The following is a 19,710-nucleotide window of genomic DNA, read 5'->3' as shown; positions in this document are numbered from 1 at the left end:
TCTTATTTGGGTGTTTGAATCGTAATTGGCAAACTATAACTTACCCTAATTGGTTTTCCGTTTTCTGTAGCAGGAATCCATTTTGGAGAAAGCTTCAAAACTCTTATAGCTTCCTCTGCAACTCCATATCCTAAATCTTTTACTATTTTAAATTCAGACAAACTTCCATCTTTTTCAACCATAAACTCAATAAATAATTTACCTTCCATTGTATGTTTGGAAAATTCTTTTGGCACTCTAAAATTTTGCCCCACAAACATATAGAACTTTTCAATTCCTCCTTGAAATTGTGGTTCTTTCATATTAGCTGCGACATAATTAATTAGCTTATCATTTTGATTTGTCAAACTAGCATTTGGTTGTGCAATTGCTCCTGCATTAAAAGCAAATAATAACAAACTGCAAATAGCCCCAATAATAAATACTTTCCCTATTTTTTTTACTGTCGACTCTTTTTTAGTCATCATAATCAGGCGCTTTTTGGTTATCAAATAATTAATAGCACTTGCCAAAGCAATGGTCTGTTTGTTTGAAGCAAAATTTAGTAGCAGATTCTGATAGTTTCGCACCTCGCCAAATTCTTTGTTTACAGCTTCATCAGCTAAAAATTCATGATTAAGCCTTATTGCTTTTTCAAACAAAATAAAAATAGGATTAAACCAAAAAACAATCTGTAAAACCTTAACAAACAATATATCAAGTGTGTGCTTCTGCTCCAAATGTGCCTTTTCATGCGCTATTAACTCTGACGGAATTTTTCCATTTTTATAATCTTCCTGATTGATAAAAATAGCATTCCAAAATGAATGTGGTAAAACTTGTTCTTTTGTTAAAACAACCTTTTGTCCTTTTACAATTTCAACTTTATTCTTTTTCATTCTGCTATAAAAAGAAAATACATTGCGTATAAAACGAACAATTAAAATCGCCACAATCACAACATAAACAACACTCAAAAAGTACATTACAATCTCGCTATAGTTTATTTTGTTTAAAACCGACCTATCTGTCACAATCATAATTCCATCCAATTGAATTGTTGCGATTTTCTTTGAAAAAGGAGAATCAATCGAAAACAACTGCAACGGAATTATCAAACTAAAAATAATACTTACAAGCAGATAAGCACGATTAAAACGAAACATCTTCTCATTTTCTAACAGTATTTTATACACTGCAAAAAACACAATAAGCAGTAAACCTGATTTTAAAATATATAGCATCATTTTTTCTTTTTTTGAATTTCCGAATCAATTATTTTCTTAAGATCTTCCAGTTCTGAAGCCGACAAATTGGTTTCAGTCGTAAAAAACGAAGCAAACTGCGAAGCTGAGTTATTAAAAAAGTTGCTGATAAGTCCTTTTACATGTTTGGAAAAATAATCCGTTTTCTTTACCAAAGGGTAATACTCCCGAGAATTTCCAAATTCGTTATAAGCCACAAATTTCTTGTCAATCATTCGTTTCAAAAGCGTTGCTACTGTTGTTGTAGCTGGTTTTGGTTCCGGATATGCCTCCAGTAAATCTTTCATGAATGCCTTTTCAAGCTTCCATAAATGTTCCATTAATTGTTCTTCTGCGTTTGATAATTGCATTTTTTTTAAGGTTCTAAGGTTCTGAGACACTAAGTTTCTAAGTTTTTTTTCAGAGAATAGAATATAGAAAAAAGAGAATAGATAATATTTATTCTTTATTCTTTTCAAGTTTTTCCATCTCAGACAATTCTTTTTTGTACGTTTCAAGATCCCATTCAATATTTAGTTTTGCCGCATATTCTTTCATCGTACCTAATCCTACTTCAGCACGTCTTTTATCAACGTTATCGGGATCTATCATAGGCGAAATATGGAATTTATTATCTGTTTTACTTTTTGAAGACTGACTTCCGTAAATTTGCTTTCTTCCTTCTCTCAAAGCTACTCTGTCTTCCAGATAAGCCAGGTTAGACGGACTTGCATTGCCGTTTTTAACCGCTTCTCTCATCATAGGCAAATATTTTTGCTGGTATTTTAAATCTGAATGTTGAATAACCAAAAACAAAGTTTGATTTCCCTGAGTTCCTACTACATCTTTTCCAACCCAGCCTCTTTCGTCCAGTATTTTCATCACTTTGATGAGATTAATACTGTCTTTTAAACTCATTATTTTCCCAATACTGTCCATTTTCTTTTTATCAGGTTTTTGGGCTTTATAAACATTCATAAATTCTCCCCGAATCCCCTGATCCTCTGCATAAATTTCCAAAAGTTCTTTTTCCAGCGGTTTATCATATTTAGCACTAAGAATATCTATTTTCTTTTGAAGTTTACTAATTGTCTTTTCCCATTTTTTAGTATCGTGTAAAGCTTTTAAATCATTATCTATTTTAATATGAGCAATACCCTCGTAACCATTATCAATGGCTAAATCCAACCATTTAAAGGCTTTTTTATTCTCTTTAGCCAAAGCAGCAGAACATCCCGCATTATATAAATGTTTCGAATCTTTGTGTTCTATCTTAAAAGCTTTCGTGTAATAGTTGACTGATAATTTATAATTTTCCACATTATAACAAGAATCTGCTTTTTTAATCCATTCTTTGTACGTTTGAGCCTGAATCAAAAGACAATTCATTACTATAAAAAAGAAAGCCAACAGTTTGTTCATAGATTTTTAAATTAAAGATTTATTTTTTGTTCAGAGATTAACTCTCCTTTTTCGTATTTTCTAATCTGAAATAATTTTCCTTTATCCGAATAGAATTTCCATTCTCCAAAATAAAACCAATGTGATTCTGTCTCATTTACTTCTAACTTCGTTTTCCCTTTTGATTCTAATTTTCCGTTTTCGTAGTAACTTTTTACAATACAGATTCCGTTTTTATATTTCTCTGATTTGTATAATTTCCCGTTTATAAAAGTCTTCCATTTTTTAACAGGCTGATCATTCTTGTAAAATTCTACAGATTTATACGTAACACTATCCTGAACATAAACGTCAACCCATTTTCCCTCTTTCTTTTTATCAATCTTTTGATTCAATACCGATTTACATCCAAAAAAAGAAAACAGAATTATCGCAAAAAGTATTTTTCTAATCATCTTAATTCTACAATTATAGATTATACTCTACAAATGTAGAATTAATTTTCAAACGAGAAAGAAAAAGCTGATTTTTTTTAAAGTTTCTGAGATACTAAGATGCTAAGGTTCTAAGATTTTAACTCAGAGCCTTAGTATCTTAGAACCTCAATAAAGCTAGCGTTCTCTCCACTTCTTCAAAATTCACGTAGAAATCTTCTTCTTTTTGAATACCTACAACAAATCCGTAGTTTAGATTTTGCATATCAGTAGTTATTTTCAGAACACCGCAAAAACGGCTTGGAGGTTGCAGGGTCAAAACAGAAGCTCCTGGCTCAAGTACCATTAAACCATGCATAAGGTGGCTTCCTTCAATTCCGACAATAGTTTTCGCTCCAATACAGGCAGCAATAATTTCTTGCACAGTATGTTTGGTAACATCCACTATTTTAAATCCATATTGATCACGTAAACGTTCAGCAATTTCAATTTCGTTTAACATGATTCTGGTTTTACCGGAATTACGACGCAGTATAAATACTCCCGAATGAGAACTTCCAGAGAACTTTGAAAGTAGCATTTGCTTATTCTGATCAAACAACTCTTGTTTTTTACTGTTATTCCCCCAATCGTCATCAATAAACACTGCATCTTTTATATACGCCCCATTCGTTCTGTACGGATTCATACCCAATAATTTTTCATATTCGAACATATGCGGACTTGTAAAAATGTTTGTTGTTATTGGTGTTCCTTCAGATGCAGCGAGTTTATAGTTTGTACAATCATCTGTAAGCCAAAGACCAAAAAATTCATTCCCGTCGTAAGAACTATACACCGATGCATTTTTGATTTCGGTATCTACAATAACTGGTGGTAAATAATTCTTCTGATTACTTAATTTATTGCGATGATGTAATAAAAAACGATGCATTCCTTTATAAACAGAACCATTAATCATCCAGATATTTTTCAGCAAATAAGCTTTTGTGGGTTCGTGGTTTATGACAATACCGCCCTGCATCATGAGTTGCGGATTATCCGTATAAGCAGTTCTGGTAATACGCTCAAACTGATTGTCTAAAAAAAAAGCTTTTTTTGAAGTAGTACTATTTCCAGGAGCAATTTCCCAGGATTTTGAAGCTAAACTTTCCAATACTTTTCCCTGACGAAACATCGTATGTGTTTGTTCTAAACCCTTAAGGTATTTGGTATAGCCAATAGGCGAAAATCTAATTCTTTTTTTAATTAAGCTCATTTACCAAAATTAAATTTATATTAAAATAACATTAGAAAAAATAAAAATATAAAACTATATGCAATATTAAATGGGGCTTAATAAAGAAAAAACCAAAAATAAGTTAATTTATTTAACAAAATACAAAGTCAACATTAAAATTTTAAATTTAAATTCCAAGTTTTAAAAACCCAAATTCCAAGAATGTTACGAACAAAAAATCCGTTCATTTCTGAACGGATTTAGTTATTTTATTTAACCGCAAAGAACGCAAGGTTTTTTTCTAAGGTTACGTTTATAAACGCAAAGTTCGCAAAGCTTTATGGACATAGCTTTGCGAACTTTTTAAAATCTTATTAAAAAAATCTTAGCGAACTTTGCGTAAATTCTTAGCGCTCTTTGCGGTAAAAAAAAAATTCCGAGTAAGTAAAACTTAACCGCAAAGAACGCAAGGTTTTTTTCTAAGGTTACGTTTATAAACGCAAAGTTCGCAAAGCTTTATGGACATAGCTTTGCGAACTTTTTAAAATCTTATTAAAAAAATCTTAGCGAACTTTGCATAAATTCTTAGCGCTCTTTGCGGTAAAAAAAAATTCCGAGTAAGTAAAACTTAACCGCAAAGAACGCAAGGTTTTTTTCTAAGGTTACGTTTATAAACGCAAAGTTCGCAAAGCTTTATGGACATAGCTTTGCGAACTTTTTAAAATCTTATTAAAAAAAATCTTAGCGAACTTTGCATAAATTCTTAGCGCTCTTTGCGGTAAAAAAAAATTCCGAGTAAGTAAAACTTAACCGCAAAGAACGCAAGGTTTTTCTAATGTTAGGCTTATAAACGCAAAGTTCGCAAAGCTTTATGGACATAGCTTTGCGAACTTTTTAAAATCTTATTAAAAAAATCTTAGCGAACTTTGCGTAAATTCTTAGCGCTCTTTGCGGTAAAAAAAAAATTCCGAGTAAGTAAAACTTAACCGCAAAGAACGCAAGGTTTTTTTCTAAGGTTACGTTTATAAACGCAAAGTTCGCAAAGCTTTATGGACATAGCTTTGCGAACTTTTTAAAATCTTATTAAAAAAAATCTTAGCGAACTTTGCATAAATTCTTAGCGCTCTTTGCGGTAAAAAAAAATTCCGAGTAAGTAAAACTTAACCGCAAAGAACGCAAGGTTTTTTTCTAAGGTTACGTTTATAAACGCAAAGTTCGCAAAGCTTTATGGACACAGCTTTGCGAACTTTTTAAAATCTTATTAAAAAAATCTTAGCGAACTTTGCGTAAATTCTTAGCGCTCTTTGCGGTAAAAAAACTACTTAGAAAGCTCCACAAAATACTTATAAAACAACGGAATCGTTTCAATTCCTTTCAAGTAATTAAAGATTCCGAAATGCTCATTTGGCGAGTGAATAGCATCACTATCCAAACCAAATCCCATTAAGATCGTTTTACTTTTCAATTCTTTCTCAAACAAAGCCACAATCGGAATACTTCCACCGGAACGAACCGGAATTGCAGGAACTCCAAATGTTTCTGTATACGCTTTATTTGCCGCCTGATAACCAATACTGTCAATTGGCGTAACATAACCCTGCCCGCCGTGATGAGGCGTTACTTTTACAGTAACTCCGGCCGGAGCAATGCTTGTAAAATGTTTGGTGAAAAGTTCTGTAATCTCTTCCCATTCCTGATTTGGAACCAAACGCATCGAGATTTTAGCAAAAGCTTTGCTCGCAATAACCGTTTTAGCACCTTCACCAGTATAACCGCCCCAGATTCCGTTTACGTCTAAAGTAGGACGAATGGAGTTTCTTTCGTTGGTTACATAGCCTTTTTCACCATAAACATCAGCGATATTTAAAGCATTTTTATATTTTTCTAGGCTAAAAGGCGCTTTTGCCATTTCAGCTCTTTCTTCTGCAGATAATTCCTGAACTTTATCATAAAATCCCGGAATCGTAATATGATTGTTTTCGTCGTGAAGCGAAGCAATCATTTTGGCCAGAATATTAATTGGGTTTGCCACAGCTCCACCGTATAAACCAGAATGCAAATCGCGGTTTGGACCTGTAACTTCTACTTCAACATAACTTAAACCTCTTAAACCTGTTGTAATTGATGGTTGTTGGTTGGAAATCATTCCCGTATCTGAAATCAGGATTACGTCGTTTTTTAGTTTTTCCTGATTGCGTTCTACGAACCAGGCCAAACTTGCCGAACCTACTTCTTCTTCACCTTCGATCATGAATTTTACGTTGCAAGGCAAATTATTTGTTTGCACCATATATTCTAACGCTTTTACGTGCATGTACATCTGACCTTTGTCGTCACATGCGCCACGAGCGAAAATGGCTCCTTCCGGATGAATATCTGTATTTTTAATAACGGGTTCAAATGGTGGTGAAGTCCATAATTCTAATGGATCCGGCGGTTGTACGTCGTAGTGTCCGTAAACTAAAACCGTTGGAAGATTTGGATCTATAATTTTCTCTCCGTAGATAATTGGGTAACCCGGAGTATCGCAAGTTTCGACAAAATCGCATCCTGCTTTTGATAAACTTTCTTTTACAGCCTCTGCTGTGTCAATAACATCTTGAGAATATGCAGTGTCGGCACTTACCGACGGAATCTTTAGTAATTCGATCAATTCGTTGATAAACCGATCTTTATGTTGTTGAACGTAGGACTTAATATTTTCCATTTAAATTATTTTTATAGAAAACCAAAAGTACAAAAAAGAGAATTAAAAAAAATTTTCAAAAAATGCTTTGATAATTCAAAAGTATGCCTATCTTTGCACCCACAATTACCGCGGATATGGCGAAATTGGTAGACGTGCCAGACTTAGGATCTGGTGCCGCAAGGCGTGTAGGTTCGAGTCCTATTATCCGCACTTTTAAGAAGCTTCTGAATCATTTTTCAGAAGCTTTTTTGTTTTTATTTAAATTCTTCTGACTAAGACTTCCCGTAAACTTCAAAAAATAAAAGTTTTAAATATTAAACTCTTAAGATATTTAGGCAGAAAATACGTCATTTTGTCATGTTTGGTTATTTGGTATAAAATTTGGGAATTTTATGTTAAAATTTACTAATATGGCCAAATTAATTAAAAAAATAACCGAAATGATTGAAAAAATATCGGTTACAGACAAGCAGGAAGATAGCATTACTTCATCTGTTGAAAATCTAAATAACAAATTAACTCATGAAGATTGCGACTTGTATGTTAAAGAAACATTCACTAACGGCTCATGGGAAAGAGATACAATACTAAGACCTCTAGATGATGTTGACGTTTTTGCTGTTCTCGATAAAGATGAATGGATTGATGAAGATGGTAATTTACCTAATCCGCAAACTGTTCTTACAAATTTCAAAGATTACCTAAATGAAATTGGAGACTATAAAGGAAAAGTCTCTCAATCCAGACCTTGCGTCACAATTGAATTAAGCAAAATTAATTTTGATGTACTTCCAAGTTTTGAAGATGGAAATGGCTACTTAATACCAAATCATGATTTGAAAAGTTGGACATTTACTAATCCAATTAGATTGTCCCAAAGATTAGAGGATACTGATAAATATTGCGACTATAGTTTAAAAAAAATAATCAAGGCAGTAAAATATTGGAACAGAGAAAATGACAAAATGATCCCTTCATATATCATTGAAGAAATCGCGATTAACATCTTTGAAACTGATAAGTTTTCAGATCTCGAGGAGGGAATTCGTCTTTGGTTTTCAAACGCTAAAAGCCACTTAAATCTTAAAGATTTTACTTCTGAAAAAAAATTTAATTCAAGCAAAGATAACATAGAAGAAGTTAAACAAAAACTTGAAGAAGCTAAAGAATTAATTAATTCGAATCAAGAATTAGAAGCGATAAAAATTTGGAAAGAAATTTTCGGAAAAGAATTTCCAACGGCCGACATTGAAGAGGCGAAAAATTTTTCAAATGAGCTGATTAAAGGAAATTTGAAAATTAATTCTTCTGGTTTATTATCAACGACAGTAGGAAAAACAATTACGTCTTCAAAAGGATATTATGGGGATAATAAATAAAAAAAAGTATTATAATCCAAATATTCAGATTCAGGCAATGAAGTCGAGTTATCCTCAATTCAGATCAATTGTAAGAGGAAGTGAAATTGAATTCATTGGGGAATTAATTGTAAAACCAGAATTTCCAAAATATGCCGTATCAATAACATATCGAGGAAATTTGAGACCATTAGTAAGGATATTGAGCCCTAAATTAGTTGAAAAACCAATCCATTTCTACCATGAGAGTAAGTCTTTATGCCTTTACCACCCGAAGGATTATAAATGGTCTCATGGGAAATTAATCGCTAAGGATATAGTTCCTTGGACAGCAGGATGGATTTATTTTTATGAAGTATGGCTTGAAACTGGTAAATGGTTTGGTCCAGAAGTTGAACATATTAAAAACAACAAAAAAGATGAGTGAAAAAGTTCCACATGCAAATTATTATGATTGGTTGAACAAGACAAGTATTTTGTCTAGTTCAATTCTCATTGTTTCAATTATTATTTCTGTTTTTCTTCTCGTTTTGGAATTTTCTAAATTCTCAGAAATAGCAATTAAAGAATTCTTCAACTGCAGTCTCGCATTCTTTTCAGTGATTTATTTTGTTATTGATTCCATCCAAAGCTATGTTTTTCATAAAGCAGAAAATATCAGAACCTTGGATTTTATTGATAACAGTTTAGATTCGAGTTTTTCAGAAAAAAATTCTACAGATTATTTTTCCAATGACGAAGTAAAAGCCGGCATAAATAAATTAGGCATAAACAATTTTGAAAATGTTTTTTTCACGAAATGCATAACTTCAAAAATGCTTCCAAAGGAATACATAAAATTGAGCATCATATTTATAATTTTTCTATCTGTCTGTATATTTTCAAATAAAGAAATTATTACTCTAGTTTTTCAGTCCGCATTACCATTTACAATAATTCTGCAAACATTTAAACTTTACAAATTAAATTCAAAAGTTAAATCAGTATTTGACAATTATAAATTAATTTTTAAATCAGTAAATGAAGAAAATATTATTCAAAACATTATTAACAACATAATCATTTATGAAAAGAACTTATCATGGGCAGGCATTTTACTAGACAGCAAAATGTTTAATAAAATGAATGCAGAGCTTTCTTTGGAATGGGAAAAAATTAAACAAAAACATTGCAAGGTTTAAACCATGTTAATTTTGCACATTTCTGTGCAAAATTAATCTAAATAAGTAAATCAGTAAAACTAGCGTTTTTGATAGTAGGGTTACTTATGTAAATTACGCAGAAATGACAAACTTTATGGTAACCTTATATTAACAATCACCTTGACGAAAGGAGCATTTCCAGCATACCAACGATAGTTACACAATGAAAAAAATTGTAGGGAATTTTCGAATTTGTTGATATGCCTTTAATTCCTCCTTTCGTCGAAATGATGGTGCTTAAAGCACAATTTCTTTTAATCTACACCTAAATAAGGATCTAAAACTTCTGCCAGTCTGTTGAGCCAGTAAAAATTATCATCGACATGGCACAACTCAGAATCCAGAGTTTCGCAACCTCGCATCGAACTTAACGAAAGAGCATAATTGACCTGTCGGAGCATCTTCGCCATATCTTTTACATCCACAACATCACTAAAAAAAACTTTTAGTCTAGTTTCTACTTCTTTAGAAAAACATTCTGTAGTCATTATCTTATTTTTTGTTTGGGTCAAATATAGTAATTTGTAGGCGAATTAGCATCTAAGAACAAAATAAATCTTTTCACTTTTGAAATATGAATATTTCAGAAGAAACTTTTCTCGTAAATCTTGGTATTCACGTTAGACAATTACGTGAAAAGAAAGGCTTATCCCAACAAGGTTTAGCTGACGACTGTAATATTAACAAATCTCAAATAGCAAGATTAGAAGTTGCGAAAGTAAATACAGGTATAAAAACCCTTATAAAAATCGCCAATGCTTTAGATATTGAACCTAAAGAATTGCTTGATTTTTCTTTGAAATAAAGCATATTCGTACAGTTTGTCATTCTGAGGAACGAAGAATCACACTCAAAACTCGACAAAGATTGGCGATTTTGCATACGGAGCAACTTGTGCGATTCTTCGTTCCTCAGAATGACAAGATTGTGGTTACTGAACGGTTATTCTTTTCGGCTAAAGCCTTTTCCCTTTCAATCATAAAAAAACCTCCAGCTAAAGCAGGAGGCAATTCATTTAACTTTCTTATTTGATAAAGCATATCTTTCTAGTTTGTCATTCTGAAGAACGAAGACACGAGCGATAGCAAACTGGCAAAGCAATCTCCGCGAGAAGCTCGACAAAGATTGGCGATTATCGTTGCGGAGTTACTTACGGAGATTCTTCGTTCCTCAGAATGACAATACTATATGGTTACTTTGTGGAAAAAACTTTACAGGCTCTCTTGTGTGATTTACTTCGCCTGTTCGCTATCGCTCGAGTCTCCTTTCAGTTGAAATGACAATACTTTATGGTTACAGTTTGGAAAAACTTTGCGCTTCTGCGTCTTCGCGAGATTAAAACATAAAAATTGTCTTTTATGTTTTTATTTCTCTGATTTAAACAAAACCTTTCCATAAAACAGTACGCCAAAATAGATTAAAATACAGGGAAAAATCCATGTTCTAAATCCAATACCAAGCGCAGCACGAAAACCTTGTGCAAATAATAAGGTTGTAAGATATATCATCCAGCAAATTCCAAATTTAAAAATACGTTCGGTTGCCGTCATGTTCTGCGTATAATAAAAAATGGTAAAGGGCATAAAAAAACTTAAAAGAACTGCGCCAAATTTACTGTTGGCACTAGCTTCTATAGGTGTCACCATATAACTAAAAGCAAGCGCTATGGCAAGATTTAAAAGAATCAAAAAAATCGCATTGACAACGAAAGCTCCAATTCTATTATTTTCTGATGTTTTTAAATCTTGCAATTCTCCCTTATCAATTTGAAGTACTTCACAAATTAATTCCAGCGTTTTGCCACGTGGTTCATTATTATTGTTTTCGATTCTTTGAATTGTTCTCAAATTAACTTTCGATAATTCTGCCAATTCTTCTTGTGTAAAGCCTTTTAATTTTCTCGCTTCGCTAATTTTTTTGCCAATATAACTCATGGTTTATGTTTTTAAATTTCAATCCAAAATTATTTCGAAAAGCCTATTTTGATAACGGTTTTCTTACGGCATTTCTACGACATTTGATAATGTCGCTAATATATCATTAATTTTAATGGAGAAGAATAAGTGTTTTTATCTAAATCATTATTTTCTGATAAAAAACAAAAAAGCCGGAATTGCCAGTTTTTTATATTAGTTCGTATTACTAATTTTACTTTAAAAAAATCTTCAATTCAGGTTAATCAACTTTGTTTTAAACTTACAGCTATGTTCCAAAAATCAACTTTTGTTGTTATTCTTCTTTTTATTTTAAGTTCCTGTGCCGTTCAGCAAAAAAGCTTAGAAATGAACGACTGGTATGCTTTTACAAAATCAAATACCACACAACAGGAACCTTCAAAAGTATATGAATTTAAGGATGGAATGATTCGTATGTACGGAGAAGACCTCGGCTGCTTAATGACCAAAAAAAGCTATAAAAACTTTGAGCTTACCTTAGAATACCGATGGAATATGGAAGAAAAATACAAAATGAAAGGCACTAAAAACAGTGGCGTTATGTACAATATTCCATTAGATGCATCGGATAAAATCTGGCCAAAAGGAATTCAGTTTCAAATAAAAGAAAATGTGACAGGCGACTTTATATTCTTGGATCAGGTAACAGCAAAAGTAAACGGAAAACTGGTTGAAGCCGGCGCAAGTGTGGTTTCTCCAAAGTTTTTAGCCAATGAAAATCCGTATGGAGAATGGAATACTGTACTCATTAAATCTTTCAACGGAAAAATCACGCAGTATTTGAATGGAAAACTAGTAAACGAATGCACGGAAGCTTCGACTGTTGAAGGTAAAATTTCTTTAAACTACGAACGCTCTCCAATTGATTTTAAAAACATTAGAATTAAAAGTATTTCAAAAGAGTAATACTTTATATTTTTTGGGATAAAGTCTTTTTTTTACACCTTTAAACCTCCTGCTAAAGTAGAAGACAATTCATTTAACACTCTTATTGTACAAAGCATATCTGTCTAGTTTGTCATTTCGACGTAAGGAGAAATCGCACTCGGGTGTCGACAAAGATTGACGACATGCTTTATGGAATCTCTAGTGCGATTTCTCCTTACGTCGAAATGACAATACTCTGCGGTTACAATGAGAAAAAATCCTTTTAATCCTGATAATCTGTGGCAAAAACAAAACACAACCCAGAAATTTCTTTAATTATTTTACGCTTTAGTGTTTAAATATTCTTATTTTTAAAATACCAAAAACCTAAATCTGCATATTTTATTTTGTTTTTAAATTTCAAAAATCATTTAGAACATGAAGAAATACAGATTACTAGTCATTTTTTTAGCAATTATTGCTGTTTTTTATTTTGCAAGAACAGTCCGAAGCTTTACCGTTAAACAAGAAACCCGAACTATTAAATCGGAGCATTTTATCGTTTCCTACAGCGGAATTTATAAAAGCGAAGCTGAAAAAGTAAGCAAACATCTCGAAGACAATTATTCTGTAATACGAGAAAATTTAAAAGATGTAGAACACGACCTGATAAAGGTTTTTGTTTACGGCTCGCAATTCAAGTTTAACGAAGCTACTGGCTTAAAAGAAAATACCAAAGGCACAAGCCGGGGCCCAAATGAGTTTCATTTTGTTTGGACGAATTGGTTTAATTCTATTTTCCCGGACGATCCGCTAAAAACGGCTCTACATGAATTTACGCATTGCGTTCAGCTCAACATATTAATATACAAAGCCAAAGACACGATTATCACCCAAGACCGACTGACTTTTGAAAGGGAATTTGAGAAAAAATTTAAAGCCGAATATCCGCGCTGGCTCTGGGAATCGATTAGTATTTTTGAAGCCAAAGAAGTCAATTCCATAAGCGTGAAATACGCCAAAAGCAAAAATCTGACTTTAGAAGATTTAAATCACGGCAATCAGATTTATAATATCGGCTACACGATTATCGAATATATGACTCAAAAATGGGGAAAGGACATTCTGCCTAAACTAATCGCGTCATTCGGAAACATCGAAAAAACATTGAATGTAAGTCGTGAAGAATTTGAAAAAGGCTGGATGGCTTTTTTAGAGGAGAAGTATTGATTCTACTTTAAAATCCGTCTAGTTTGTCATTTCGACGAAGGAGAAATCTCCGTGAGAAACTCTACAAAGATTGGCTTTTCGTTGCGGAGTTTCTAGTGTGATTTCTCCCTTCGGTCGAAATGACAAGATTGTAGTTAATTACGCAAAAAAAACCTTTATCAAAGTTTTAAACTTTGATAAAGGTCTCTCGTATAGCATTTTTGGTATTTAAAAAATTGGTATTTATTTCCCCAATATCTCAAATATCTTATCCACATTAACCTCACTATAATCATTAATATAAAAATCACAAGGCGGAAGTTCTTCTTTAGTATGTGTGCTCAAAACACCTACGACTTTCATTCCGGCATTTAATCCTGCTGTAACACCCGAAAATGAATCTTCAAAAACCACACAATCAGATGGAGAAACTCCAACACGTTCTGCCGATTTTAAATATACTTCAGGATTTGGTTTATGAAACGTAACATCTTCACTAGACATCATCGAATCCATTTTTTCGCCTAGTTTCAGAAAATTGGCAATTAAATCTAAATTCGCACGTGGCGCAGAAGTTCCAACAGCTGTTTTGAATCCGCGGGATTTTAATTCGTTTAAAAAATCCATGTAATATGGAATCGTTTCGACTTTGTCTTTGTAAATCTCACGGAACATTCCTTCTTTTTCGTCTTCCAATTTTAGAAGTTCTTCTCCCGCAATCGGACGTTTGAAGAAATGCGTCATGATATAACTATTGTGTTTTCCGTACATATGCTCTTCGAATTCTTCCTGAGTATACGGAATAATATATTTTTTGAAAAACTCCTCAAAAGCGACTACATGATGCGGATTGGTGTGACAAATCACGCCATCCATATCAAAAATTACACATTGCTGGCTCATATATTTGTTTTGTTGTTTTAACGGTTGCAAGATACGACCATTTATACTGTTTGTGAAATTTAGGCGTTTAAGAAATTAAGATATTTTTGAGAACCTTTTTTATAACTTCGTTTTTACAAATTGTGCATTATCATGGAAAAAATAAAATACAAAGACAAAAATGTTATTTGGGAAAGCAAAACCAAACAAATCATTTTGATTGTTATCTGTTTCTTATTCACTTTCATGGTTTTATGGACAGGAAAAGTAAATGAAATTCGCCTCTGGCTTACCTTAGTCTTATTTGGAGGCGGAGGCTTCTTTGTGCTTCTTCGATTTTTAAATCCGAAAAACCTGTTTGTTACTCCAAATTCTACAATAGGAAAAGAGATAATTTCTTTGCAAACAGCAGAAAATCAAAATGATCTAGGAATATTTACATACACCGAAAATCGTTTTACCATTACTAATGAAAACAATTCTAAAACATACAAATGGGACGAAATTAAAACTGTTTTTGCTTACAAAATAGATTTAATAACAGAAGACGAAATTTGTATTGACGTTTACACTTTAGATTCAAATAAATTTACCATTTCTGAATCGACTTGGGGCTGGTTTCAATTTATCAGTAGATTGAGCGAAAACATCAAAGCAATCCAAATCGACTGGTACATAAATATTACGAATCCTGCGTTCGAAAAAAATCTAACTCTATTATATGATAAAAAGAATCGCACAATAGAAGAAATAATAAAAGCACAATAGTACTTTCTAATAAATCCAAAAACATAAAATTCGAATAACTAAAACGAATCGCAGCATTTTATTTAGCCACAGATTAAAAAGATTGAAAGGATTTGTCTCTCGCAGATTTGGCAGATTACGCGGATTATTTATTTTCTTTATTTAAAAAACTAATCTGCTCAATCTGCCAAATCTGCGAGAGTAAAAAAATCTTTGCGACTTCGCGAAATTAAACCAGACAAAGATTGGCAACAAAAACTTTGCGCAAAGAACTTGAAATTTAAACTTGAAACAAAATCTTTACCCAATCCAAATCTTACTTTTAACCAAAGTCATCGTTTGTCTCAAATGCTGATTACACGCAATCAGAATAATCAAAACCACCAAACCATATCCGACAATGGTATAAATTTCCATATCAGCCAATAAAGTAGCTTGTTTGGCAACTGTCCCGAAGACTTTTTTTAACGCCAAAGTATTCGCATTATCTGCAGAATATCCTTTTGCCATAAAACTCTGTGCTGTTGAAGCAATGGTTTGTTGTGCTTCGGGATTTTCCCCAGTTACAAACTGACTTAGTTTAAAAAAGTGTTTTTTATTTAAAAATACGGTTGCATTCTGCATGACGCAAAAACCAATTGTACTTCCCCAGAAACGTCCCGAAACACCCACAATCCCCGAAGAAACCGCCATATTTGCAGGAACCGAAGAGGTGGTAAACAGAATCAACGGAACAAATAAAAACCCTACTCCGATTCCTTGCAAAATGTATGGAACAATAATATCTGATAAAGCTACATCGGGCACAAACAGAAATGTAAACCAAAAATGAAAAATGGCAATAAGCGTAAAACCAATCATAAAAATGATTTTAGTTGAAACCGATTTCATCAGGAAAAAAGCAGCTAAAACTAAACCAATTACATTTCCTAGTCCGTTAATGTATTGCACGCCCGCAACGCGCGATGGATCCCAATTCCAAATCGAAAACATCGCCGAATGACAAAGACTCAGCGTTGCTCTGCTGATGTAAAAAAGGAAAAACAATAAAAATCCTATTCGCAGATTGGCGTATTTAAAAACTTCAAAATCAAAAGTGGGTCTTTTTACCAAAAGCTCTTTAAAGATGAACAGACCTCCTGTAATTAAAGCAATCATTAAGGCTAAAACCATTTGAGAAGAGTCAAACCAATATTTTTTCTCGGCATAAACAAAAAAGTAAGCACCGCAAAGAATGGCTGTTAAAACCAAAAAGTAGCTCATCCAGTCGATTTGATACAACGGAATTTTCTTTGTAATTCGGTGCCCACGAAAAGTAACTAAGATTAAAAAGACATTCAAAACCTGCAATCCGCCCGAAACATAAAGCATGTATTTCCAATCATAATGATCCAGAAACCAAACCGCAATATTCATGATAAAAGGCGTTGACAATAACAGTGAACCGTAATAAAACGAAAAACCAATGATAATGGCATTTTTAGAATTAAACTGTTCGATCAATAATTGTCTGATCGTAATTACCGGAAGCGCCATTAAAATACCTTCGGCAATTCTCAAGATTAAAAAAAGAGAAAAATTGGTAATATATGCGGATGAAACAATCGTAATTCCGATTAAGGAATAAACGGCCATCAGGTAATTTTTTGCAGGAAAAAAACTTGAAAATCGGCTTTCTATTAAAATCGTTGCCAGCAAAGTTCCATACGTCACGCACATTGCAAACTGCAAATCTTCCGGCTCAATGTCCAGAAAACTCGCTGCATACGTTACGTTTGACGTATAAACTCCCAATAAAATCATGGAATGCAAAAGGCAGACAAACAAAATAATGATGATTGCCCATCTTGGAACCCAGGATTTAAAAATACTTTTATCTTCCATTTTAGTGTGCTGCGATCACAGTGATATTCATACCCGCTCTTAAAAAATCGGTTTGTTTGTCGTTGTCTTTTAACTGAATTCGAACTGGAATTCTTTGCTCAATTTTTACGAAGTTCCCTGTTGCGTTATCTGGAGGAAGCAATGAAAATCTTGCCCCACTCGCAGGCGATAAAGAAGCAATTGTACCAATGAAAGTTTTATCACTTACAGCATCAGCTTTTATTTCAACATCCTGTCCAACAGTCAAATATTGTAATTGCGTTTCTTTAAAATTGGCAGTAATCCATTTTTCTTTGCTTACAATTGACAAGAGAGATTGCCCTTCTTTTACCAATTGACCTGGCTGTAAAGTTCGTTTTCCGACCCAACCGTCATAAGGCGCTGTAATGATCGTATACGAAAGAAATAATGCCGCATTATCAGCCACGGCTTGTTTGGATGCAATATTCGTCTGTGTTGTTGGTACATTCGCTTCAGCAACAGAAGTACTTAAAGTCGCCGAATGAATTCTGTTTTTCATTTCCTGAAAATGTGCCTGAGCAGCTTCGTAATCGGCGCGGACTTTTTCTAATTGCTGAGAAGTTGCTGCTTCTTCACTTACCAAAGCTTTGTATCTTTCGTATTCCAGTTTGGTTTTCCAAAGATTCGATTTTGCCGCTTCTAACTGCGCTTCGTTAATTGCTGTTGCACTGGCTGTGTTTATGGCATTTTTTTGAGCCACAACGCTGTTTTGCTCTGCATTTTGAACATCGGCAAGAGCCACATTCAGTTTTGATTTGTATTCACGATTGTCAATCACAACCAAGGTATCGCCTTTATGCACAAACTGGTTTTCGTTGAAACGAACTTGCTGTACATAACCTGTAATTCTCGACATAATTGGCGTTACATATTGTTCGACCTGCGCGTCGTTGGTTTCTTCGTGGTTTCTGTTGAACACATAAAACCAAATTCCTAAAATAACACCGCTTATAACAAGCACACACGCAATAATTGTTATTAGTATATGAAACGTTTTATTTCTTCTAGTTTCATTTTTTATCTTAACCATATCTCTTTAACTTAGTTCTTTTAAATCTTGTTTCTTGCTTCTTTCTTCTAAAAATTTCTAACTCTGAGGCATCATCCCCGCCGTATGCAACAGCTCGTAATGTTTTAAAACCGCATCCAGTCGCGTAGAAATTTTGTTGTATTTCGCCTGAAGCAAAGCATTATCAGCATCGACCATTTCAGTAATTAAAACGAGTTGATTCAAGTATTTCAGCTTTACGATTCTGTAATTTTCATTAGCTAAATCCAACGCTTTGTCGACCACAACAAACTTTTCAAGGATTTCCTGATACTGCGTATGTTCTTTAAAAAGCTTATCCTGAATTTCTTCTTTTACAATTTCATTCTGCATTTTCTGCCATTCGATTTTGGTATTCGCCTGATCCATTTTGGTTTTGTTTTTATACAAAGAAGAAAGATCAAAAGTCGCTTCAATACCCACTTGTCCTAAAGTGTATAAGTACGGATTGGGCGGAAAAAATTTATAATTCGGATAATAAAAACCGTAATTCCCAAAGAAGTGAACGCTTGGCAGATAATTTCCTTTAACCATTTTCAATTCCGTTTTGCTGATATCCAATTCCTGGCTTGCAATTCGCATTTCTTCGTTTTGCAAAGCTTTAGTCATATAATAATCATACGGATCTAGGCCGTTCATTTCGTCCAGATTTGATGTTGTATCAATCGCGATTTCCTCGTTTTCCGGAATCTGGATCAGCGTTTTCAGATCGTGAAGTGCGATTTTAATGTTTTTGGAGTTAGTTAACGCATTCAATTCACGATCCGAAAGCTGTAATTCGGCACGAATAACCTCGTTTTTCGTAACCGTTCCATGTTTTTGAAGCGATTGCACTTCTTTCAGTCGGCTTTTTTCTTCTTTGATGTTTTCTTCAAAAATCTTCTGAAGTTCCATCATTTTATAAATCGCCAGATAGTTGGCTACCACTTCCAGTTCGATATCATTTTCGGTTTTTTCCGTTTTTATTTTAGCGATTTCGTTTTCCTGATTCGCAATTTTGATGGCATTGTTAATCTTATTCCCAGCATAAATTGGCATTTTAAAGGTAGAATTGACCTCATAAATTTCAGGAATCGCCTTTGTAACTTCTTTACCATTTAAGAATCCGCTTCCTTTGAATTCGGTAATATTCGTAATTCTGGAATACATGCCATTTAGTTGTACGTCTGGCAGTCGAAGTTCTTTTCTTTCTTTGATGTTTTGCTCCGAGAGCGTGACCTCCAGTTGAGATCTAAGGATTTTTTTGTTGTTTTCTTTCGCCAGTTTCAAAGCTTCTTGTAATGAAACCGAATGAACTTCCTGCGCTTGTAAGCCATTGAATGTTAATATCATTACGAGTAACAGCAGGATTCTGGGAAAACAATCGTCTGTAGAATTTGTTGTTTTAAGGAACATGAATACTTTAATATTTGATGGTGCAAAGTTCCTTCATTTTTCTCTTGACTGATAATTCTAAAAAGCCAAGAACATATTCATTTCGGACAAATGTTAAAATTCCATTTTCCGAAAACGTTATATTAAAACACTGGAAAACAATTTATTACAAAATAGATTTGGGTTGTGAAATTTAA

The 19,710-nt window shown here is 33.3% G+C and carries 19 protein-coding genes and 1 tRNA gene; 8 read left to right on the top strand and 12 right to left on the bottom strand.

From position 1 onward, the window contains the following. Positions 1-2 precede the first annotated feature (2 nt). The 6 genes from HYN56_RS07025 to HYN56_RS07000 form a co-directional block, all read right to left on the bottom strand. Complete coding sequence (locus HYN56_RS07025; protein WP_167398284.1) at positions 3-1,226, bottom strand: M56 family metallopeptidase; 1,224 nt, start codon at positions 1,224-1,226, stop codon at positions 3-5. After that, positions 1,223-1,594, bottom strand: coding sequence for a BlaI/MecI/CopY family transcriptional regulator (locus HYN56_RS07020; RefSeq protein ID WP_026726910.1), 372 nt, complete (start codon positions 1,592-1,594; stop codon positions 1,223-1,225). Before HYN56_RS07020 ends, HYN56_RS07025 begins: the two co-directional genes overlap by 4 nt. A gap of 88 nt (positions 1,595-1,682) precedes the next feature. Next, on the bottom strand, positions 1,683-2,645 hold the full coding sequence (locus HYN56_RS07015) for a DUF6624 domain-containing protein (RefSeq protein WP_109191522.1): 963 nt from the start codon (positions 2,643-2,645) through the stop codon (positions 1,683-1,685). Positions 2,646-2,656: 11 nt separating this feature from the next. Further along, positions 2,657-3,079, bottom strand: coding sequence for a toxin-antitoxin system YwqK family antitoxin (locus HYN56_RS07010; protein ID WP_109191521.1), 423 nt, complete (start codon positions 3,077-3,079; stop codon positions 2,657-2,659). A 139-nt stretch (positions 3,080-3,218) separates the two neighbouring features. Then, on the bottom strand, positions 3,219-4,316 hold the full coding sequence (locus tag HYN56_RS07005) for a glycosyltransferase 61 family protein (protein ID WP_109191520.1): 1,098 nt from the start codon (positions 4,314-4,316) through the stop codon (positions 3,219-3,221). Positions 4,317-5,595: 1,279 nt separating this feature from the next. Then, positions 5,596-6,984: a dipeptidase gene (locus tag HYN56_RS07000; protein ID WP_109191519.1), complete on the bottom strand. Its 1,389-nt coding sequence runs from the start codon at positions 6,982-6,984 to the stop codon at positions 5,596-5,598. 110 nt (positions 6,985-7,094) lie between these two features. On the opposite strand from HYN56_RS07000, the gene HYN56_RS06995 reads away from it, so the two are divergent. From HYN56_RS06995 to HYN56_RS06980, 4 genes are all read left to right on the top strand, one after another. After that, a tRNA-Leu gene (locus HYN56_RS06995) sits at positions 7,095-7,176 on the top strand. Between the two features lie 182 nt (positions 7,177-7,358). Then, the gene (locus HYN56_RS06990; RefSeq protein ID WP_109191518.1) at positions 7,359-8,345 is read left to right on the top strand and encodes an SMODS domain-containing nucleotidyltransferase; all 987 of its coding nucleotides are present in this window, start codon (positions 7,359-7,361) and stop codon (positions 8,343-8,345) included. After that, positions 8,329-8,751 (top strand): hypothetical protein, encoded by a 423-nt coding sequence (locus HYN56_RS06985; protein WP_109191517.1) that lies wholly within the window; start codon positions 8,329-8,331, stop codon positions 8,749-8,751. Before HYN56_RS06990 ends, HYN56_RS06985 begins: the two co-directional genes overlap by 17 nt. Next, the gene (locus HYN56_RS06980) at positions 8,744-9,505 is read left to right on the top strand and encodes a hypothetical protein (protein ID WP_109191516.1); all 762 of its coding nucleotides are present in this window, start codon (positions 8,744-8,746) and stop codon (positions 9,503-9,505) included. The genes HYN56_RS06985 and HYN56_RS06980 overlap by 8 nt, the downstream gene beginning before the upstream one ends. Before the next feature lie 275 nt (positions 9,506-9,780). Here HYN56_RS06980 and HYN56_RS06975 read toward each other — a convergent pair whose 3' ends face one another. After that, positions 9,781-10,014, bottom strand: a complete 234-nt coding sequence (locus HYN56_RS06975; RefSeq protein ID WP_109191515.1) for a hypothetical protein — start codon at positions 10,012-10,014, stop codon at positions 9,781-9,783. An 86-nt stretch (positions 10,015-10,100) separates the two neighbouring features. On the opposite strand from HYN56_RS06975, the gene HYN56_RS06970 reads away from it, so the two are divergent. Next, entirely contained in the window at positions 10,101-10,331 is a 231-nt protein-coding gene (locus HYN56_RS06970) for a helix-turn-helix domain-containing protein (RefSeq protein WP_109191514.1), read from the top strand. A gap of 559 nt (positions 10,332-10,890) precedes the next feature. Here the strand turns inward: HYN56_RS06970 and HYN56_RS06965 are convergent. Next, a complete protein-coding gene (locus HYN56_RS06965) occupies positions 10,891-11,460 on the bottom strand; it encodes a helix-turn-helix domain-containing protein (protein ID WP_109191513.1) in 570 nt (189 codons plus the stop codon). Between the two features lie 270 nt (positions 11,461-11,730). On the opposite strand from HYN56_RS06965, the gene HYN56_RS06960 reads away from it, so the two are divergent. Together HYN56_RS06960 and HYN56_RS06955 are read left to right on the top strand one after the other, a co-directional pair. Next, a complete protein-coding gene (locus tag HYN56_RS06960) occupies positions 11,731-12,387 on the top strand; it encodes a 3-keto-disaccharide hydrolase (RefSeq protein ID WP_109194741.1) in 657 nt (218 codons plus the stop codon). A 399-nt stretch (positions 12,388-12,786) separates the two neighbouring features. After that, positions 12,787-13,578: a hypothetical protein gene (locus tag HYN56_RS06955; RefSeq protein ID WP_109191512.1), complete on the top strand. Its 792-nt coding sequence runs from the start codon at positions 12,787-12,789 to the stop codon at positions 13,576-13,578. A 222-nt stretch (positions 13,579-13,800) separates the two neighbouring features. On the opposite strand, the gene HYN56_RS06950 is transcribed toward HYN56_RS06955, so the two are convergent. Then, a complete protein-coding gene (locus tag HYN56_RS06950) occupies positions 13,801-14,460 on the bottom strand; it encodes an HAD family hydrolase (protein ID WP_109191511.1) in 660 nt (219 codons plus the stop codon). A gap of 132 nt (positions 14,461-14,592) precedes the next feature. Between HYN56_RS06950 and HYN56_RS06945 the strand changes: the two genes are divergently transcribed. After that, positions 14,593-15,207, top strand: coding sequence for a hypothetical protein (locus HYN56_RS06945; protein ID WP_109191510.1), 615 nt, complete (start codon positions 14,593-14,595; stop codon positions 15,205-15,207). A gap of 279 nt (positions 15,208-15,486) precedes the next feature. Here the strand turns inward: HYN56_RS06945 and HYN56_RS06940 are convergent, their stop codons facing one another. From HYN56_RS06940 to HYN56_RS06930, 3 genes are read right to left on the bottom strand one after another with little or no spacing between them, the layout of a single operon-like run. Then, positions 15,487-17,070 (bottom strand): efflux MFS transporter permease, encoded by a 1,584-nt coding sequence (locus HYN56_RS06940; RefSeq protein WP_109191509.1) that lies wholly within the window; start codon positions 17,068-17,070, stop codon positions 15,487-15,489. Position 17,071: 1 nt separating this feature from the next. Then, on the bottom strand, positions 17,072-18,121 hold the full coding sequence (locus HYN56_RS06935; RefSeq protein WP_109191508.1) for an HlyD family secretion protein: 1,050 nt from the start codon (positions 18,119-18,121) through the stop codon (positions 17,072-17,074). A gap of 57 nt (positions 18,122-18,178) precedes the next feature. After that, positions 18,179-19,471 carry a TolC family protein gene (locus HYN56_RS06930; protein ID WP_240622665.1) on the bottom strand — a complete coding sequence of 431 codons (1,293 nt, stop codon included), beginning with the start codon at positions 19,469-19,471 and terminating at the stop codon, positions 18,179-18,181. Between the last annotated feature and the right edge of the window lie 239 nt (positions 19,472-19,710).

This window comes from Flavobacterium crocinum (genome assembly GCF_003122385.1).
Lineage (GTDB): Bacteria > Bacteroidota > Bacteroidia > Flavobacteriales > Flavobacteriaceae > Flavobacterium > Flavobacterium crocinum.
Note: the sequence above shows the minus strand (reverse complement) of the source record. Positions and strands in the feature narration are given on the sequence as shown.

What these genes read in the sequence shown, in the direction of transcription:
- HYN56_RS07025 (WP_167398284.1), bottom strand. Translation starts at nt 1,226, where the DNA reads ATGATGCTATATATTTTAAAATCAGGTTTACTGCTTATTGTGTTTTTT.
- HYN56_RS07020 (WP_026726910.1), bottom strand. Translation starts at nt 1,594, where the DNA reads ATGCAATTATCAAACGCAGAAGAACAATTAATGGAACATTTATGGAAG.
- HYN56_RS07015 (WP_109191522.1), bottom strand. Translation starts at nt 2,645, where the DNA reads ATGAACAAACTGTTGGCTTTCTTTTTTATAGTAATGAATTGTCTTTTG.
- HYN56_RS07010 (WP_109191521.1), bottom strand. Translation starts at nt 3,079, where the DNA reads ATGATTAGAAAAATACTTTTTGCGATAATTCTGTTTTCTTTTTTTGGA.
- HYN56_RS07005 (WP_109191520.1), bottom strand. Translation starts at nt 4,316, where the DNA reads ATGAGCTTAATTAAAAAAAGAATTAGATTTTCGCCTATTGGCTATACC.
- HYN56_RS07000 (WP_109191519.1), bottom strand. Translation starts at nt 6,984, where the DNA reads ATGGAAAATATTAAGTCCTACGTTCAACAACATAAAGATCGGTTTATC.
- HYN56_RS06990 (WP_109191518.1), top strand. Translation starts at nt 7,359, where the DNA reads ATGTTAAAATTTACTAATATGGCCAAATTAATTAAAAAAATAACCGAA.
- HYN56_RS06985 (WP_109191517.1), top strand. Translation starts at nt 8,329, where the DNA reads ATGGGGATAATAAATAAAAAAAAGTATTATAATCCAAATATTCAGATT.
- HYN56_RS06980 (WP_109191516.1), top strand. Translation starts at nt 8,744, where the DNA reads ATGAGTGAAAAAGTTCCACATGCAAATTATTATGATTGGTTGAACAAG.
- HYN56_RS06975 (WP_109191515.1), bottom strand. Translation starts at nt 10,014, where the DNA reads ATGACTACAGAATGTTTTTCTAAAGAAGTAGAAACTAGACTAAAAGTT.
- HYN56_RS06970 (WP_109191514.1), top strand. Translation starts at nt 10,101, where the DNA reads ATGAATATTTCAGAAGAAACTTTTCTCGTAAATCTTGGTATTCACGTT.
- HYN56_RS06965 (WP_109191513.1), bottom strand. Translation starts at nt 11,460, where the DNA reads ATGAGTTATATTGGCAAAAAAATTAGCGAAGCGAGAAAATTAAAAGGC.
- HYN56_RS06960 (WP_109194741.1), top strand. Translation starts at nt 11,731, where the DNA reads ATGTTCCAAAAATCAACTTTTGTTGTTATTCTTCTTTTTATTTTAAGT.
- HYN56_RS06955 (WP_109191512.1), top strand. Translation starts at nt 12,787, where the DNA reads ATGAAGAAATACAGATTACTAGTCATTTTTTTAGCAATTATTGCTGTT.
- HYN56_RS06950 (WP_109191511.1), bottom strand. Translation starts at nt 14,460, where the DNA reads ATGAGCCAGCAATGTGTAATTTTTGATATGGATGGCGTGATTTGTCAC.
- HYN56_RS06945 (WP_109191510.1), top strand. Translation starts at nt 14,593, where the DNA reads ATGGAAAAAATAAAATACAAAGACAAAAATGTTATTTGGGAAAGCAAA.
- HYN56_RS06940 (WP_109191509.1), bottom strand. Translation starts at nt 17,070, where the DNA reads ATGGAAGATAAAAGTATTTTTAAATCCTGGGTTCCAAGATGGGCAATC.
- HYN56_RS06935 (WP_109191508.1), bottom strand. Translation starts at nt 18,121, where the DNA reads ATGGTTAAGATAAAAAATGAAACTAGAAGAAATAAAACGTTTCATATA.
- HYN56_RS06930 (WP_240622665.1), bottom strand. Translation starts at nt 19,471, where the DNA reads ATGATATTAACATTCAATGGCTTACAAGCGCAGGAAGTTCATTCGGTT.